Source organism: Amycolatopsis sp. GM8 (assembly GCF_021653975.1).
Classification (GTDB): domain Bacteria; phylum Actinomycetota; class Actinomycetes; order Mycobacteriales; family Pseudonocardiaceae; genus Amycolatopsis_E.
Map to the genome: position 1 here is coordinate 135,146 of NZ_JAJKFK010000010.1, position 13,610 is coordinate 148,755.

Below are 13,610 nucleotides of genomic sequence, written 5' to 3' on the forward strand. Positions count from 1 at the left end.
CGGGAAGACGCGAGGCCCCGCTATACATGTCGTGTCGAACATGTCAGGTCGAGTCCCGACCCACAGGCGAGGCGCGCGAACCATGGAGACAAGGCATATCGAGGCTTTTCTCGCCGTCGCGGACGAGCTGCACTTCGGCCGGGCCGCCGCGCGGCTCCACCTCACGCAACCGTCGGTGAGCCAGCAGCTCAAGCGCCTGGAACGGCATCTCGGCGTGGAGCTGGTGTCCCGGTCGTCCCGGGTGGTCCAGCTCACCCCGGCCGGCAAGGCATTCCGCGCCGACGCGCAGCGGATCCTCGGCGAGGTGCACCGGGCGACCAGCACGGCCCGCGAGATCGCCGCGGGACGCGTCGGCAATATCAGCATCGGCTTCAACGGCCGGGCGGGCCAGCTCATCATGCCTCGCTCGCTCGCGCAGCTGCATGCGAGCTATCCCAACATCACCACCAGGCTCAGTTCCGGGCGCTCCGGCCCGCAGCTCGCCGCGCTCGCCCGCGGAGAGCTCGATGTGGGGCTGCTCTACGGCCGCGGGTCGAACGGCGACGGGCCGCTGCTGTCCCGGCAGCTCGTGCCGATGCGCATCGGCGCGCTCGTCGGGCACGGGCACATGTGGGCCAACCGGTCCTCGATCGCCATCCGTGAGCTCGCCGAGCTGCCGTGCGTGATGTTCCAGCGCGACGAAAGTCCCGCGATGTACGACGCCATCATGGCCGCCGCCGAGCGGGCCGGGGTGTTCCCGCGGATCGTGGAGTACATGAACGACTCGGTGTCCACGGAGATCATCGTGGCCGCCCGGCCGTATGTCGGCTTCGCCTCCTTCGTCAGCATCGACGAGCCGCGGTCGATGGGGCTCAAGGTGGTGCCGCTGGTCGATCCCGAGCCGGTGGTGGACCTGCAGGCCGCCTGGCGCGTCGACAGCGCGAACGAGGCGGTGCAGGCTTTCCTGGAAAGCCTTGACGCGACGAGGAAGTACCTGCAGTCTACAGTGGACTGAACCGTCCACATGGGACGGATTGGCATCGGTTATGGCTGGAGTCCGTTCGGAAATGGATCGCCCGGCCGGGCCGGCGCCGCCGTTACCGTGAACGCCATGCCGTCCGAGACGATCGCCGCGTCCTCGCGTGCGACTGCCCGCTGGGTGCCGGTGGTCATCCTGGCGCTGGGCGCGTTCTGCGCGGGCACCGACAACTATCTGGTCGCCGGCGTGCTGTTCCCGATGGCGCACGATCTGCGCATGTCCGTCGCCGGCGCCGGGCTTTTCGTCACCGCCTATTCGCTGGCCTACGCCCTCGGCTCGCCGGCGGTGATGACGCTGGTGCGGGTGCGCTCGCCGCGGCGGTTGCTGCTGGTCTCGATCGCGCTGTTCGTCGTCGTCAACGTGCTGGCGGCGGCCGCCTGGGCGCCGTGGGTGATGGCTGTGGCGCGGATCGCGGCCGGCTGCGTCGCCGGCCTGTACGTCCCGCTGGCCGGGGCCGCGGCGGCGGGGATGGTGCCGGCGGACCGGCGGGGCCGGGCGCTGGCGATGATCATGGGCGGGATCTCGATCGCCACCCTGGCCGGGGTGCCACTGGGGGTGTGGATCACCAGCCTGTCGTCGTGGCGGATGGCGTTCGTGTTCGTGGCCGCGGTCGCGGTGGTGGCCACCATCGGTGTCGCGCTGAGCGTGCCGGCGGGTGGCGCCACGCCCGCGGTTTCCTTGCGGGAGCGGGTCGCGCCGCTCCGCCGCCCGGACGTCCTGCTGGGGCTGGCGGTGACCGTCGCGGGCATGACGGCCGGTCTGATGGTCTATACCTACGTTGGCCCGATCTTCGCCGCCGCGCCCGCGGTCGGCGCGGGTTTCGTCGGCCTGCTCATCATGGCCCACGGGTTCGGCGCGCTGATCGGGTTGTGGCGCGGCAGCATGCTGGTGGACCGGTTCGGTGCCCGGCCGGTGCTGCTCGGTTGTCTTACCGTGTTCACGGTGAACCTGGCGCTGCAGCCGCTGGCCGCGCGCTCGCTCGCGTCGGCGATCGTGTTCGTGATCCTGTGGGGTGTGGTCGGCTGGGCGTTCCTGCCGGCGCAGCAGCACAGCATGATCGCCGACGCGCCGCCGAAGCTGTCGCCGATGTTGTTGTCGCTCAACGGGTCCGCGATGTATCTTGGCGCCGCGCTCGGTTCGGCTGTCGGCGGGGCGGTGATCGCGGGGCTCGGCGCGGACCACATCTGGCTGTTCGCCACCGCGTTCGCGGCGGTCAGTGTGCTGCTGTCGCTGATCCGCCACCGCGTGACAACTTTTTCGTCTACTCGCCCGTAACAGCTTGCGTGAAAGCAAGAACGCTCCTGGGTTTCCTCGCCCTGGCGTCGGTGACGGCGTGCGCGCCCGCCCCGGCTGTACCGCCTCCGGTGCCCGTTGTCCCGTCACCCGTTCAGCCCGCGCCGTCCACGCCGGAACCGGTGACTCCGCCGCCTCCGCCGTGCGCCGCGCCGGTAACCGCGTGCGTGAGCCTTTCGCGCAAACTGGCTTGGTTGCTGCGCGACGGCGCGGTGACCGACGGGCCGGTACGCATCGAACCCGGCGGGCCGGAAATGCCGACCCCGGTTGGTCTCTTCCACGTCGAGTGGAAGGATCGTGAGCACTATAGTAGTGAGTACAACGATGACCCGATGCCGAACTCGGTGTTCTTCGCTGCCGGTGGCATCGCCTTCCACGCCGGCAGCCTCGAAAAGTCCTCGCACGGCTGCGTGCATTTGTCGGATGCCGATTCGGCGCGGTTTTTCGATGCGTTGGGGGTCGGTGCCCGGGTGCAGGTTGTGGCGTGAGGGTGGGGCGGGCGCTGGGCGGTGCTCGCCGAATTCCTCCCACGCAGGCGCGGGAGGGGCGGTTTTGTCTTTAAAAGCTGAGGGCTTGGGTTGTCATCCCGTCGCCTGAAACCGAAACCATCACTTTGAGCCGGGGCCGCAACCTACAAACACAACCGGCGGCCGACAAGACCAACCTTGCGGCCCCGGAGCAAAGTGATACATCAAACCGCAGGCGACGGGATGACAACCCACCCCGACCACCCACCCAACGCAAGATCCCCTCGGGCCCCCATCATCCCGGAGCCAGCCCGTCCGGCGAGGACATCTCTTGATCTTGAAATCGGCCAGTAGCTCCATCAACCGTCACCATCACTCCACAGGAGGCCGGGCTGGCGTCCGACACGGCCTACGCCGACGCGACACCGTTCTGGCGCCCAGCCGGATACGTCGCCCTTTCGGTCGTGTCCAAGGTGGACGGTGGGATGTTACAGTGCCGCCCGTGATCACGGTCGGTTATGTTTTCGCGGCGCTCGCCGCGCTCCTGCACGTCTACATTTTCGTCCTCGAGTCCGTGCTGTGGACGAAACCGCGGGCGCGGCGGGTCTTCGGGACGACCGCCGAGGAGGCCATCGCCACCCAGGAGCTGGCCCTCAACCAGGGCTTTTACAACCTGTTCCTGGCTTTCGTGGCGGCGGCCGGCGTGGTCGCACTGGCGCGTGACTACATCGGCATCGGTGCGGCGCTCGTCTACGCCGGCGCGGGCAGCATGCTCCTGGCCGCCTTGGTGCTGCTGGTGACCTCACCCGGCAAAGCCAGGTCGGCCGCCACCCAGGGCACCTTGCCGCTGCTCTCGGTCCTGTTCCTCAGTCTCGGCCTGTATGCCTGAGCTCACGCGGTCCAGTTCCGCACCGGCGGCTGGTATCCGGCCGGTTTGTCACCAACCTTCGCGCCGGGGTTGATGATCCAGCCCTGGTAGTCCGGCGTGAACATCCGGTAAACCGACTCCGGCACCGGGGCGGCGGCCCCGTCGAGTTCCGCGCGCAGTCCGGCGGGAATTTCGAAGTCGAGTGCCGCCAGCGTCGTGTCGAGCTGGTTCGCGCTGCTGGCCCCGACGATCGCCGACGCGATACCGGGCTGGGTGGCGGCCCAGTTGATCGCGACCTGGGCCATCGTCACGTCCAGCTCCTCCGCGACCCGTTGCAGGGTGCCGAGTAGCCGCCAGTCCGCGTCTGTCCACTTGCGACTCGGATTGTCCGGCAGGCTGAGCCTGCCGTCCCCGGTCAGGCCTTGCTCGGTGTAACGGTATTTGCCGGACAGGAACCCGCCGCCGAGCGGGCTCCACGCCGAGATGCCCAGCCCCAGGTGCTGCGCCATCGGGACGTGCTCGGTCTCGATGGCCCGCTCGGCGAGGGAATAGGGGAGCTGCAGGTTGATCATGGGCGCCAGCGCGTGCGCCTCCGCGTACGTCTGCGCCCGCGCGGCGTACCAGCTGGGCACATCGGACAGTCCCGGGTACCGGATCTTGCCCGCCCGCACCAGATCATCGAAGGTCTGGACCACTTCTTCGGCCGGGGTGATGCGGTCCCAGGTGTGGAGCAGGAACAGGTCGACGTAGTCGGTGCGCAGCCGCCTAAGTGACGCTTCGAGCGCGCGGATCAGGTGCTTGCGGCCGTTGCCCCCGGCGTTGGGATCCCCGGGATCCACGCTGTTGGTGAACTTCGTGGTGAGCACCAGCCGGTCGCGCACGCCGGCCTCCGCGATGAGCCGGCCGAGGATCGTCTCGCTCTCACCCGCGGTGTAAAAGTCCGCGGTGTCAACGAAGTTGCCGCCCCCGTCCAGGTACCGGCGGAAGATGGGGCGGCTCTCGTCCTCGGTCTTTCCGTACGAGGCATGGAATCCGCTGGTGCCGAAGTTCATCGTGCCCAGCGCCAGCCGGCTCACGCGCAGCCCCGAACGGCCCAGCAAGTAGTACTGATCCAGTGACATGACCACCAGCCTGCCGGGCAAAAAATGGACCAGCAAGTCCAGAAAGTGCCAAGAATTGGGCACGATATCGCTGACAAAATTGTCAACGATCGAGTAGCGTGCTGGTGCATGGCTGACACGAGCGTGCTCCGGACCGTCCTCGGCGACTACCCGCACACCGCGCCGCTCAAGCGCGGCGAGCTCACCAGCCCGGCCGTGCGGCTGGAGTTCCACGAAGTTTCGCCTGTGCACAAGGCTTTCGCGCCGATGGTGCGCCAGGAGGCCTACGACTTGTCGGAACTCGCCATCGTCACCTGCCTGCAGGCGATCGCGTACGGGCGCCCAGTCGTGCTACTGCCCGCCGTCGTCGCGTCGCGGTTCCAGCGCAAATGCCTGCTGGCAACGGCCTCCCGCGCGGTACCGGCGCCGGAAGAGCTGGCGGGCAAGCGGGTCGGGGTCCGCGCGTTCACCCAGACCACGGGCTTCTGGATCCGCGCGCACCTGGCCGAGGACTACGGGCTGCGCCTGGGCCGGGTCCGGTGGATCACCCGCGACGGCGCGCATGTCGAGCAGTTCGAGGACCCGCCCTTCGTCGAGCACGGCCTGGGCGACGACAGCCTGTCCGGCCTGCTGCGCACGGGCGGGATCGACGCCGCGATCTTCGGCAACGACCTGCCCGGCGGGGACGAGTTCGTGCCGGTGATTCCCGATGCCGACGAACGAGACCGGGAATGGGCGCGCCGCCACGGTTTCGTGCCGATCAACCACATGGTGGTCGCCGGCATGACGGCCTGCCGCCGTGACCCGGCCGCCGTCCGCGAGGCCTACACCCTGCTGAAGCGTGCCGACGAAACGGTGGTGCGCACGGGAGACGCGCCGCGGCCCACCCTGTTCGGCTTCGACCGGTTGCGGCACCCCGTCGAGATGATCATCGACACCTGTTTCGAGCAGGGCCTGCTGCCGCGCAAGCTCACCCTGGACGAGGTCTTCGGTCCCGCGCAGGACGTCCTCGGCGCTTGACTAGTCTTCCCGGTATGAGTGAGGCCGAGACGTTGTTCGAGCGGATCATCGCGGGGGAGATCCCCGCAGACGTCGTGTACTCCGACGACACCACGTTCGCGTTCCGCGACATCCGGCCGCAGTCGCGGGTGCACGTGCTGGTGGTCCCGCGCAAGCGGTACCGCAACGTCGCCGAGCTCGCCGCCGCCGACCCGCAGCTGCTCGCCGACGTCGTCGCCACCGCCGCGAAGGTCGCTGAACTCGAGGGAATCAAGGACACCGGCTACCGCGTTGTGTTCAACACGGACAGTGACGCCGGGCAGACCGTCTTCCACGTACACGCGCATGTTCTGGGCGGTGAGCAGCTCGGCCTGTTCGGGCGGTACGAGTAACCACCTGCGATGAAGCGGGCAGTGCCGCTAGCATCATGGGTAACAGCACCGCCGACTAGCGCACGCGCAGAAAGCAGGCCCGAAAGCACGTGGCCGGAACCGCACAGGGTCCAGGCGCCCGATCCGACGTCCGCCCCGACGTCCCAGAGACCCACAACGAGAGCGCCGCCGCGATGTCGCCGAGCGCGCAGTCCCGGTTCCCGATCCCCGACACGGCGGCGCTGACGCTGCTCGGCTCCCGCGACGAGAACCTCCGCATGGCCGAGGACCTGCTCGAAGCCGATGTCCACGTGCGCGGCAACGAGGTCACCATCACCGGCGCGCCCGCCGACGTCGCCTTCGCCGAACGGGTCTTCGCGGAGCTGGTCACCCTCGCCGAGCGCGGCCAGCAGGTCGGCCCCGACACCGTGCGCCGCACCGTGGGCATGCTCTCGGCCGGCGGCAAGGAGTCGCCCGCCGAAGTGCTCAGCATGGACATCCTGTCCCGGCGCGGGCGCACCATCCGGCCCAAGACGCTCAACCAGAAGCGCTATGTCGACGCGATCGACAAGCACACGATCGTCTTCGGCATCGGCCCCGCCGGCACCGGCAAGACGTACCTCGCGATGGCGAAGGCCGTGCAGGCGCTGCAGGCCAAGCAGGTCACCCGCATCATCCTGACCCGCCCGGCCGTCGAAGCGGGTGAGCGGCTCGGGTTCCTGCCCGGCACGCTGTCCGAGAAGATCGACCCGTACCTGCGGCCGCTGTACGACGCGCTGCACGACATGGTCGACCCGGACTCGATCCCGCGGCTCATCCAGGCCGGCACCATCGAGATCGCGCCGCTGGCGTACATGCGCGGCCGCACCCTGAACGACGCGTTCATCATCCTCGACGAGGCGCAGAACACCACGCCCGAGCAGATGAAGATGTTCCTGACCCGGCTCGGTTTCAACTCGAAGATCGTGGTCACCGGTGACATCACTCAGGTCGACCTGCCCACCGGGCAGCGCAGCGGCCTGCGCGTCGTGCGGGAGATCCTCGACGGCGTCGACGACCTGCACTTCGCGCAGCTCACCAGCCAGGACGTGGTCCGGCACCGGCTGGTCGCGGATATCGTGGACGCCTACGAGAAGTGGCAGGCCGTGCAGGACGCCGACCCGACCAACGGCTGGAAAGGCCGCCAGCAGCAGTCATGAGTATCGAAATCGCCAACGAGTCGGGGATGGCGGTGGACGAGACGTCCCTCGTCTCCGCCGCCCGGTTCGCCCTGGACCGCATGGAGGTCAGCCCGCTCGCCGAACTGTCGGTGGTGCTGGTGACCCTGGACGTGATGTCGGACCTGCACGTCCGCTGGATGGACCTGCCGGGGCCCACCGACGTGATGGCCTTCCCGATGGACGAGCTGGACTCCGCCCGCCGCCCGGACGCCGGGGACACCTCGCCCGCGCTGCTGGGCGACATCGTGCTGTGCCCGGCGTTCGCGAAGGACCAGGCCCGCCAGGCCGGGCACCCGCTGATGGACGAGCTGTTCCTGCTCACCGTGCACGGCGTGCTGCACCTGCTCGGCTACGACCACGCGGAACCGGCCGAGGAACGTGAGATGTTCGCGCTGCAGAAGCGGATCCTCGCCGACTTCAAGGTCGCGATGTCGGCGGCGAAGCGGCGGGACGCGCAGCGCACCAACGACGACCGCCTGCTGGGCGCGGCCGGGCTGGACGCCACTCTGCACGACCGAGTGGACGACAACTAGCCGATGGCGAGCTCCACCTCCCTGCTGGTGATCGCCGTCGCGCTGGTCCTGCTCGGTGGGGTGTTCGCCGCGGCCGACGCCGCGGTCAGCACCGTGTCACCGGCCCGGGTCGACGGGCTGATCCGGCTGGGCCGCCCCGGCGCCCGCCAGCTCGCGGCCGTCGTCGCCGAACGCCGCCGGCACATCAACCTGCTGCTGTTGCTGCGGATGATCTGCGAGCTCACCGCGACCGTGCTGGTCACGGTGGTGTTCCTGCGCTGGATCTCGCCCGAGTGGGCGGCCGTCGTGGTCGCGGCGGCCGTGATGACCGTGGTCAGCTATGTGCTCATCGGGGTCGGCCCGCGCACCGTCGGCCGCCAGCACCCGTACCGGGTCGGCGCGGCCGTGGCCGGTGTGGTGCGGGTGCTCGGCACCGTGCTGGGCCCGCTGTCCCGCCTGCTGATCCTGGTCGGCAACGCCATCACGCCGGGCAAGGGCTTCCGCGAAGGGCCGTTCAGCTCCGAGATCGAGCTGCGCGAGCTGGTCGACCTGGCGCAGGAGCGCGGCGTGGTGGAACCGGCCGAGCGGGAGATGATCCACTCGGTGTTCGAGCTGGGCGACACCGTGGCGCGCGAGGTGATGGTGCCGCGCACCGAGATCGTCTGGATCGAGCGGGCCAAGACCGTCCGGCAGGCGCTGGCCCTGTCGCTGCGCACCGGGTTCACCCGGATCCCGGTGATCGACGAGTCCGTCGACGACATCGTCGGCGTGCTGAACCTCAAGGACCTGGTGCAGGCCGCGCTCGACGACGGGGCCGCGAAACCCGTCGCGGACCTGATGTACCCGGCCACGTTCGTGCCCGACTCCAAGCGCCTCGACGACCTGCTGCGCGACATGCAGCGTTCGCACAACCACATGGCGATCGCGGTCGACGAGTACGGCGGCACCGCCGGCCTGCTGACGATCGAGGACATCCTGGAGGAGATCGTCGGCGAGATCACCGACGAGTCCGACCAGGAGGAACGCCCGCCGGTCGAGCATCTCGAGGACGGCTCGATCCGGGTCTCGGCGCGGCTGGGTGTCGACGACCTGGGCGAGCTCTTCGGCATCGAGCTGTCGGAACATGACGTCGAGACCGTCGGCGGGCTGCTCGCGCAGCAGCTCGGGCGGGTGCCGCTGCCGGGCGCGGAGGCGGAGGTCGACGGGCTGCACCTGAGTGCCGAGGGCGGCAAGGACCGCCGGGGCCGGATGCGGATCACGACGGTGGTGGCGCGCGCCGTGGCCGGAGCGGCGGAACGTAAGGTTCGTAACGGCGATGAGGAACGTGACGGGAGTATCGAGGATGTCTGAGCTGGCGCCGGAAGACGAGAAGATCGTGATTCTCGCCCGATCGGCCCGCGCGCGCACGCAGGCCGCCGAGGGCGCCGCGGTGCGGGACACCGACGGCCGCACCTACGCGGCCACCACCGTCGCGCTGCCTTCGTTCCAGGTCACCGCGTTGCAGGCGGCGATCGCCGCGGCGGTGTCCAGCGGGGCGGAAGGCCTGGAGGCCGCGGCGGTCGTCACGGCCGGTCCGGTCGACGACGCGTCGGTGCGTGCTGTCCGCGACCTGGCCGCGGCGGCGCCGATCTTCCGGGCGGATTTCAAGGGCGACGTCCAGGAAGTGTTGCGGTGACGCATCGTTCCGGCTTCGCGTGCTTCGTCGGCCGGCCCAACGCCGGCAAGTCGACCCTGACGAACGCGCTCGTCGGCACCAAGATCGCGATCACGTCCAGCAAGCCGCAGACGACCCGGCACGCGATCCGCGGCATCGTGCACCGGCCCGACGCGCAACTGGTCATTGTGGACACTCCCGGCCTGCACCGGCCGCGCACGGTGCTCGGCGAGCGGCTCAACGACGTCGTGTACTCGACCTGGTCCGAAGTGGACGTCGTCGGATTCTGCGTGCCCGCCAACGAAAAGGTCGGCCCCGGCGACCGGTTCATCGCGGGCGAGCTGCGCAAGATCGCGAAGCGCACGCCCGTCGTCGGCGTCGTCACGAAGACCGATCTCGCCGACCGGAAGCAGATCGCCGATCAGTTGCTGGCGCTGCAAGAGGTGATGGAGTTCGCCGAGCTGATCCCGGTGTCCGCTGTGGACGGTTTCCAGGTGAAGCAGCTCGAGGATCTGTTGGTGGCGCGGCTTCCCGAAGGCCCGCAGCTGTATCCGGACGGGGATCTGACCGACGAGCCCGAGCAGACGCTCGTCGCCGAGCTGATCCGCGAGGCCGCGCTGGAAGGCGTGCGGGACGAGCTGCCGCACTCGATCGCCGTGACGGTCGAGGAGATGCTGCCCCGCGAAGGCCGGGACGATCTGCTGGACGTGCACGCGTTCCTGTACGTCGAGCGGCCGAGCCAGAAGGGCATCATCCTGGGGCACAAGGGTGAACGGCTGCGCACGGTCGGCTCCGAGGCGCGCCGGCACATCGAGGCCCTGCTCGGCACGAAGGTGTACCTCGATCTGCACGTCAAGGTCGCCAAGGACTGGCAGCGCGACCCCAAGCAACTGCGCCGCCTGGGTTTCTGACGCGCACGCGTGTTCGCCCGCCACGTCGCCGTGTTTGCCCGCCACGTCGGTGAGTTTGCCCGCCACGATGCCGGGTTTTGTCGGTGGGAGATGAGAGGATGTGCCCGTGAGCCTTTATCGCGACACCGGTGTGGTGCTGCGGGTGCACAAGCTCGGTGAGGCCGACCGGATCATCACCCTGCTCACCCGCCGGCACGGCAAGGTGCGCGCCGTCGCCAAGGGCGTGCGCCGCACCACCTCGCGGTTCGGCGCGCGGCTGGAGCCGTTCGGCCATGTCGACGTGCAGTTCTACACCGGCCGCACGCTCGACGTGATCACCCAGGTGCAGACCGTGGACGCGTTCGCGCTGCCGCTGGTCGGCGACTACCAGCGCTACACCGCGGCCAGCGCGATCGCCGAGACGGCCGACCGGCTCACGGCCGAGGAGGGCGAGCCGGCGGTCCGGCTGTACCTGCTGGTCACCGGTGCGCTGCGGGCGCTCGCCGACGGGCAGCGGGACGCCTCCCTCGTGCTCGACGCGTTTCTGTTGCGCGCCATGGCTTTCGCGGGCTGGGCGCCCGCCATCACCGAATGCGCGCGCTGCGGCCTGCCCGGCCCGCACACGGCGTTCAGCGTGCCGGCGGGTGGCTCGCTGTGCGGCAACTGCCGGGCGCCGGGGTCGGTGCGTCCCGCACCCGAGGTGCTGGTGCTGCTGGAGGCGCTGCTGCACGGCGACTGGGAGATCGCGGAGGCGTCGGTCCAGGGCGCCCGCCGCGACGCGAGCGGTCTCGTCGCGGCCCACCTGCAGTGGCACCTCGAACGACAACTGCGGTCACTGCCGCTGGTGGAGCGGCGCCCCCGGGAAGTCGCCGTCAAGAGCTAGGTTCGGTTTCCCAAGCGGGGCGGAGCCGCTCGCCCTGGGCCGTCAGCTCGCCTGGCTGTCCGCCACCTCTCTCTAGGCCGGGCGCTCCCGCACCTGCCCGACGCCCGCCCAGTAGAACGGGCGGACCGCGGCCGAATCGAGTTCGGGGAACAGCACGTCCGGGGTGTCCGGGCGCCACTCGGTCAGGTGCACGATGCCCGGTTCCACCGGCGCGAAGTTCGCGAACCACGAACCGAACTCCGCCTTGTCACGCAGCCAGGCCGGGTTCTGCGTGTTCCGGTAGGACTCCGCCAGCGCGCTGATCTGGGCCGCGCCTTCGGCCGGGGCGTCGTCGGTGGTGATGTGGCTGGCCGCGAGCCAGCTGCCCGGGGCGAGCCGGCGCCGGTAGCTTTCCAGCACGCCGGGCACGTTGTCCGCGCCGCCCACGAAGTGCAGCACGGACACCATCAGCACGCACACCGGCTTGGTGAAGTCCAGCAGCCGCCGGGTGGTCTCGTGTTCGCACACGACCTCGGGTTCGCGCAGGTCCGCCCGCACGATCCCGGCCCAGCCCGTGGCGTCCTGCTGGTCCAGTATCAACTCCGAATGCGCGACCGCGACCGCCTCGTAGTCGACGTACACCACCCGCGTGTCCGTCTCGTCGCCCGCGTGCTGCCGCACGATCTCGTGCACGTTGCCGGCCGTCGGCACCCCGGAGCCCAGGTCCAGGAACTGGGTGATGCCGGCGTCCAGCGCCGCGCGCACCACCCGGCCCAGCCACTGCCGGTTCGACATGGCCAGCGGTTTGATCAGCGGGAACTGCTTGTCCGCCTGCTCGCCGAAATGCCGGTCGACGGCGTAGTTGTTGGTCCCGCCCAGGTACCAGTCGTAGATCCGGGCCGTGCTCGGCCGGTCCAGGTCGACCTCGGCCGGCGCCGCCGGTGCCCGTTCGCCATCGGCACTCACAAATCGCTCCCTACCGCCGCACATCCCCACCACTGCCCACGTAGGGTAGCGATGCGGCCGTCGGACGGGCCTCGCGCATGGGTACTGTCGGGTCGCGAAACCGAGCTATGGAGGCGAATCGACGGTGCTGCGCAAGGGACGTCCGGTCACCGTGGCCCAGCGGGCACCGGACCCGCACCCGTCCGGCGAGCGGCCGCCCGAGATCCCCGCGGAGCTGGTGCCCAACCACGTCGCCCTGGTCATGGACGGCAACGGCCGCTGGGCCAACCAGCGCGGCCTGCCGCGGATCGAGGGGCACAAGCGCGGCGAGGCCGTGATGATCGACGTGGCCAGCGGCGCGGTCGAGCTGGGCGTGAAATGGCTTTCGGTGTACGCGTTCTCGACGGAGAACTGGAAGCGCAGCCCCGACGAGGTGCGTTTCCTGATGGGCTTCAACCGCGACACGATCCGCCGCCAGGTCGACTACCTCGGCTCGATCGGGGTGCGCATCCGCTGGGCCGGGCGCACACCGAAGCTCTGGCGCAGCGTCATCAAGGAGCTGCAGGCCGCCGAGGAGAAGACGAAGCACAACACGCTGCTCAACATGACGATGTGCGTGAACTACGGCGGCCGGGCCGAGATCGGCGACGCCGCGCGGCGGATCGCGCAACTCGTGGCCGAGGGCAAGATCAACCCGGACAAGGTCGACGAGAAGATGCTGGCGAAGTACCTGTACCAGCCCGAAATGCCGGACGTGGACCTGTTCCTGCGGCCCTCCGGCGAGCTGCGCACGTCGAACTTCATGCTGTGGCAGTCGGCCTACGCCGAGTTCGTCTTCCAGGACACCCTGTTCCCCGACTTCGACCGGCGCCAACTGTGGGCGGCGTGCCTGGAGTTCGCCAAGCGGGACCGCCGGTTCGGTGCCGCCGTCGACGCCGCGAAAGGTGCCTCATGACAACCGAAGCCGCGGACACCGCGGAGCTGCTGGGCCGCGCGCGTGCCGCGCTGGAGCGCTACCTGGAGGTGCACGTCGACGACGACGGCGCGCTGACGTTCGCGCACGCCGGGGTGCCGGGGGTCATCCAGTCGACCCAGCTCGCCGAGGGGCTCACGGTGCTGAGCCTGACCTGTGTCGTGGCCTGGGACCTGCCCGACAAGCCCGGGCTCGCGGCGTCGGCGGCCGAGCGCGCGGGCGAGGGCCTGTTCGGCACGCTCGGCGTCACGCACACCGAGCGTGGTCTGGACCTGACACTGCGGTACGCGTTTCCCGCGCAGGGACTGGACATCCCCGCGCTGGGCACGTTGCTGATGCTGGTGATCTCGACGGCGTCACAGCTGCGGGCGGAACTGGTCCCGGCGGGCTGAACGCGGCTTGCCGAGCGGTGCGGGTGGCGGCCCCTCCCGCCGGCCC

At 69.8% G+C, this 13,610-nt stretch carries 16 protein-coding genes; 14 read left to right on the forward strand and 2 right to left on the reverse strand.

The genetic code is table 11. The annotated features are described in order from the left end of the window. Positions 1 to 82 precede the first annotated feature (82 nt). The 4 genes from LOZ83_RS35020 (at position 83) to LOZ83_RS35035 (ending at position 3,667) form a co-directional block, all read left to right on the forward strand. Positions 83 to 994 carry a LysR family transcriptional regulator gene (locus LOZ83_RS35020; RefSeq protein WP_236796153.1) on the forward strand — a complete coding sequence of 304 codons (912 nt, stop codon included), beginning with the start codon at positions 83 to 85 and terminating at the stop codon, positions 992 to 994. 96 nt (positions 995 to 1,090) lie between these two features. Then, positions 1,091 to 2,293 carry an MFS transporter gene (locus LOZ83_RS35025; RefSeq protein WP_236796154.1) on the forward strand — a complete coding sequence of 401 codons (1,203 nt, stop codon included), beginning with the start codon at positions 1,091 to 1,093 and terminating at the stop codon, positions 2,291 to 2,293. A 185-nt stretch (positions 2,294 to 2,478) separates the two neighbouring features. Then, entirely contained in the window at positions 2,479 to 2,799 is a 321-nt protein-coding gene (locus LOZ83_RS40185; protein ID WP_308190372.1) for a L,D-transpeptidase, read from the forward strand. Between the two features lie 481 nt (positions 2,800 to 3,280). Next, positions 3,281 to 3,667, forward strand: coding sequence for a DUF1304 domain-containing protein (locus tag LOZ83_RS35035; RefSeq protein ID WP_236796156.1), 387 nt, complete (start codon positions 3,281 to 3,283; stop codon positions 3,665 to 3,667). A 2-nt stretch (positions 3,668 to 3,669) separates the two neighbouring features. Here the strand turns inward: LOZ83_RS35035 and LOZ83_RS35040 are convergent, their stop codons facing one another. Continuing rightward, positions 3,670 to 4,767 (reverse strand): aldo/keto reductase, encoded by a 1,098-nt coding sequence (locus LOZ83_RS35040; RefSeq protein WP_236796157.1) that lies wholly within the window; start codon positions 4,765 to 4,767, stop codon positions 3,670 to 3,672. 108 nt (positions 4,768 to 4,875) lie between these two features. Between LOZ83_RS35040 and LOZ83_RS35045 the strand changes: the two genes are divergently transcribed. The 8 genes from LOZ83_RS35045 to recO all read left to right on the forward strand — a co-directional run bounded on the left by LOZ83_RS35045 (position 4,876) and on the right by recO (position 11,275). Next, positions 4,876 to 5,766: a hypothetical protein gene (locus LOZ83_RS35045; protein ID WP_236796158.1), complete on the forward strand. Its 891-nt coding sequence runs from the start codon at positions 4,876 to 4,878 to the stop codon at positions 5,764 to 5,766. Between the two features lie 14 nt (positions 5,767 to 5,780). Further along, positions 5,781 to 6,137: a histidine triad nucleotide-binding protein gene (locus LOZ83_RS35050; protein WP_236796159.1), complete on the forward strand. Its 357-nt coding sequence runs from the start codon at positions 5,781 to 5,783 to the stop codon at positions 6,135 to 6,137. Between the two features lie 89 nt (positions 6,138 to 6,226). Continuing rightward, on the forward strand, positions 6,227 to 7,315 hold the full coding sequence (locus LOZ83_RS35055; protein WP_236796160.1) for a PhoH family protein: 1,089 nt from the start codon (positions 6,227 to 6,229) through the stop codon (positions 7,313 to 7,315). Next, positions 7,312 to 7,869, forward strand: coding sequence for an rRNA maturation RNase YbeY (gene ybeY / locus LOZ83_RS35060; protein ID WP_236796161.1), 558 nt, complete (start codon positions 7,312 to 7,314; stop codon positions 7,867 to 7,869). Before LOZ83_RS35055 ends, ybeY begins: the two co-directional genes overlap by 4 nt. Before the next feature lie 3 nt (positions 7,870 to 7,872). Continuing rightward, positions 7,873 to 9,198 (forward strand): hemolysin family protein, encoded by a 1,326-nt coding sequence (locus LOZ83_RS35065; RefSeq protein ID WP_236796162.1) that lies wholly within the window; start codon positions 7,873 to 7,875, stop codon positions 9,196 to 9,198. Further along, entirely contained in the window at positions 9,191 to 9,523 is a 333-nt protein-coding gene (locus LOZ83_RS35070; protein ID WP_236796163.1) for a cytidine deaminase, read from the forward strand. Before LOZ83_RS35065 ends, LOZ83_RS35070 begins: the two co-directional genes overlap by 8 nt. Then, positions 9,520 to 10,413 (forward strand): GTPase Era, encoded by an 894-nt coding sequence (era, locus tag LOZ83_RS35075; RefSeq protein WP_236796164.1) that lies wholly within the window; start codon positions 9,520 to 9,522, stop codon positions 10,411 to 10,413. The genes LOZ83_RS35070 and era overlap by 4 nt, the downstream gene beginning before the upstream one ends. Before the next feature lie 106 nt (positions 10,414 to 10,519). After that, complete coding sequence (gene recO, locus LOZ83_RS35080; protein ID WP_236796165.1) at positions 10,520 to 11,275, forward strand: DNA repair protein RecO; 756 nt, start codon at positions 10,520 to 10,522, stop codon at positions 11,273 to 11,275. Between the two features lie 72 nt (positions 11,276 to 11,347). Here the strand turns inward: recO and LOZ83_RS35085 are convergent, their stop codons facing one another. Then, positions 11,348 to 12,220, reverse strand: coding sequence for an SAM-dependent methyltransferase (locus tag LOZ83_RS35085; protein WP_236796166.1), 873 nt, complete (start codon positions 12,218 to 12,220; stop codon positions 11,348 to 11,350). Between the two features lie 124 nt (positions 12,221 to 12,344). Between LOZ83_RS35085 and LOZ83_RS35090 the strand changes: the two genes are divergently transcribed. Together LOZ83_RS35090 and LOZ83_RS35095 are read left to right on the forward strand one after the other, a co-directional pair. Next, positions 12,345 to 13,154 carry an isoprenyl transferase gene (locus tag LOZ83_RS35090; RefSeq protein WP_236796167.1) on the forward strand — a complete coding sequence of 270 codons (810 nt, stop codon included), beginning with the start codon at positions 12,345 to 12,347 and terminating at the stop codon, positions 13,152 to 13,154. Next, positions 13,151 to 13,564: a hypothetical protein gene (locus LOZ83_RS35095; RefSeq protein ID WP_236796168.1), complete on the forward strand. Its 414-nt coding sequence runs from the start codon at positions 13,151 to 13,153 to the stop codon at positions 13,562 to 13,564. Before LOZ83_RS35090 ends, LOZ83_RS35095 begins: the two co-directional genes overlap by 4 nt. The last annotated feature ends 46 nt before the right edge of the window (positions 13,565 to 13,610 follow it).

Bases quoted from the DNA above. Each gene is read 5' to 3' on its own strand.
- LOZ83_RS35020 (WP_236796153.1), top strand. From the start codon at position 83: ATGGAGACAAGGCATATCGAGGCTTTTCTCGCCGTCGCGGACGAGCTG.
- LOZ83_RS35025 (WP_236796154.1), top strand. From the start codon at position 1,091: ATGCCGTCCGAGACGATCGCCGCGTCCTCGCGTGCGACTGCCCGCTGG.
- LOZ83_RS35040 (WP_236796157.1), bottom strand. From the start codon at position 4,767: ATGTCACTGGATCAGTACTACTTGCTGGGCCGTTCGGGGCTGCGCGTG.
- LOZ83_RS35045 (WP_236796158.1), top strand. From the start codon at position 4,876: ATGGCTGACACGAGCGTGCTCCGGACCGTCCTCGGCGACTACCCGCAC.
- LOZ83_RS35050 (WP_236796159.1), top strand. From the start codon at position 5,781: ATGAGTGAGGCCGAGACGTTGTTCGAGCGGATCATCGCGGGGGAGATC.
- ybeY (WP_236796161.1), top strand. From the start codon at position 7,312: ATGAGTATCGAAATCGCCAACGAGTCGGGGATGGCGGTGGACGAGACG.
- LOZ83_RS35065 (WP_236796162.1), top strand. From the start codon at position 7,873: ATGGCGAGCTCCACCTCCCTGCTGGTGATCGCCGTCGCGCTGGTCCTG.
- LOZ83_RS35070 (WP_236796163.1), top strand. From the start codon at position 9,191: ATGTCTGAGCTGGCGCCGGAAGACGAGAAGATCGTGATTCTCGCCCGA.
- LOZ83_RS35095 (WP_236796168.1), top strand. From the start codon at position 13,151: ATGACAACCGAAGCCGCGGACACCGCGGAGCTGCTGGGCCGCGCGCGT.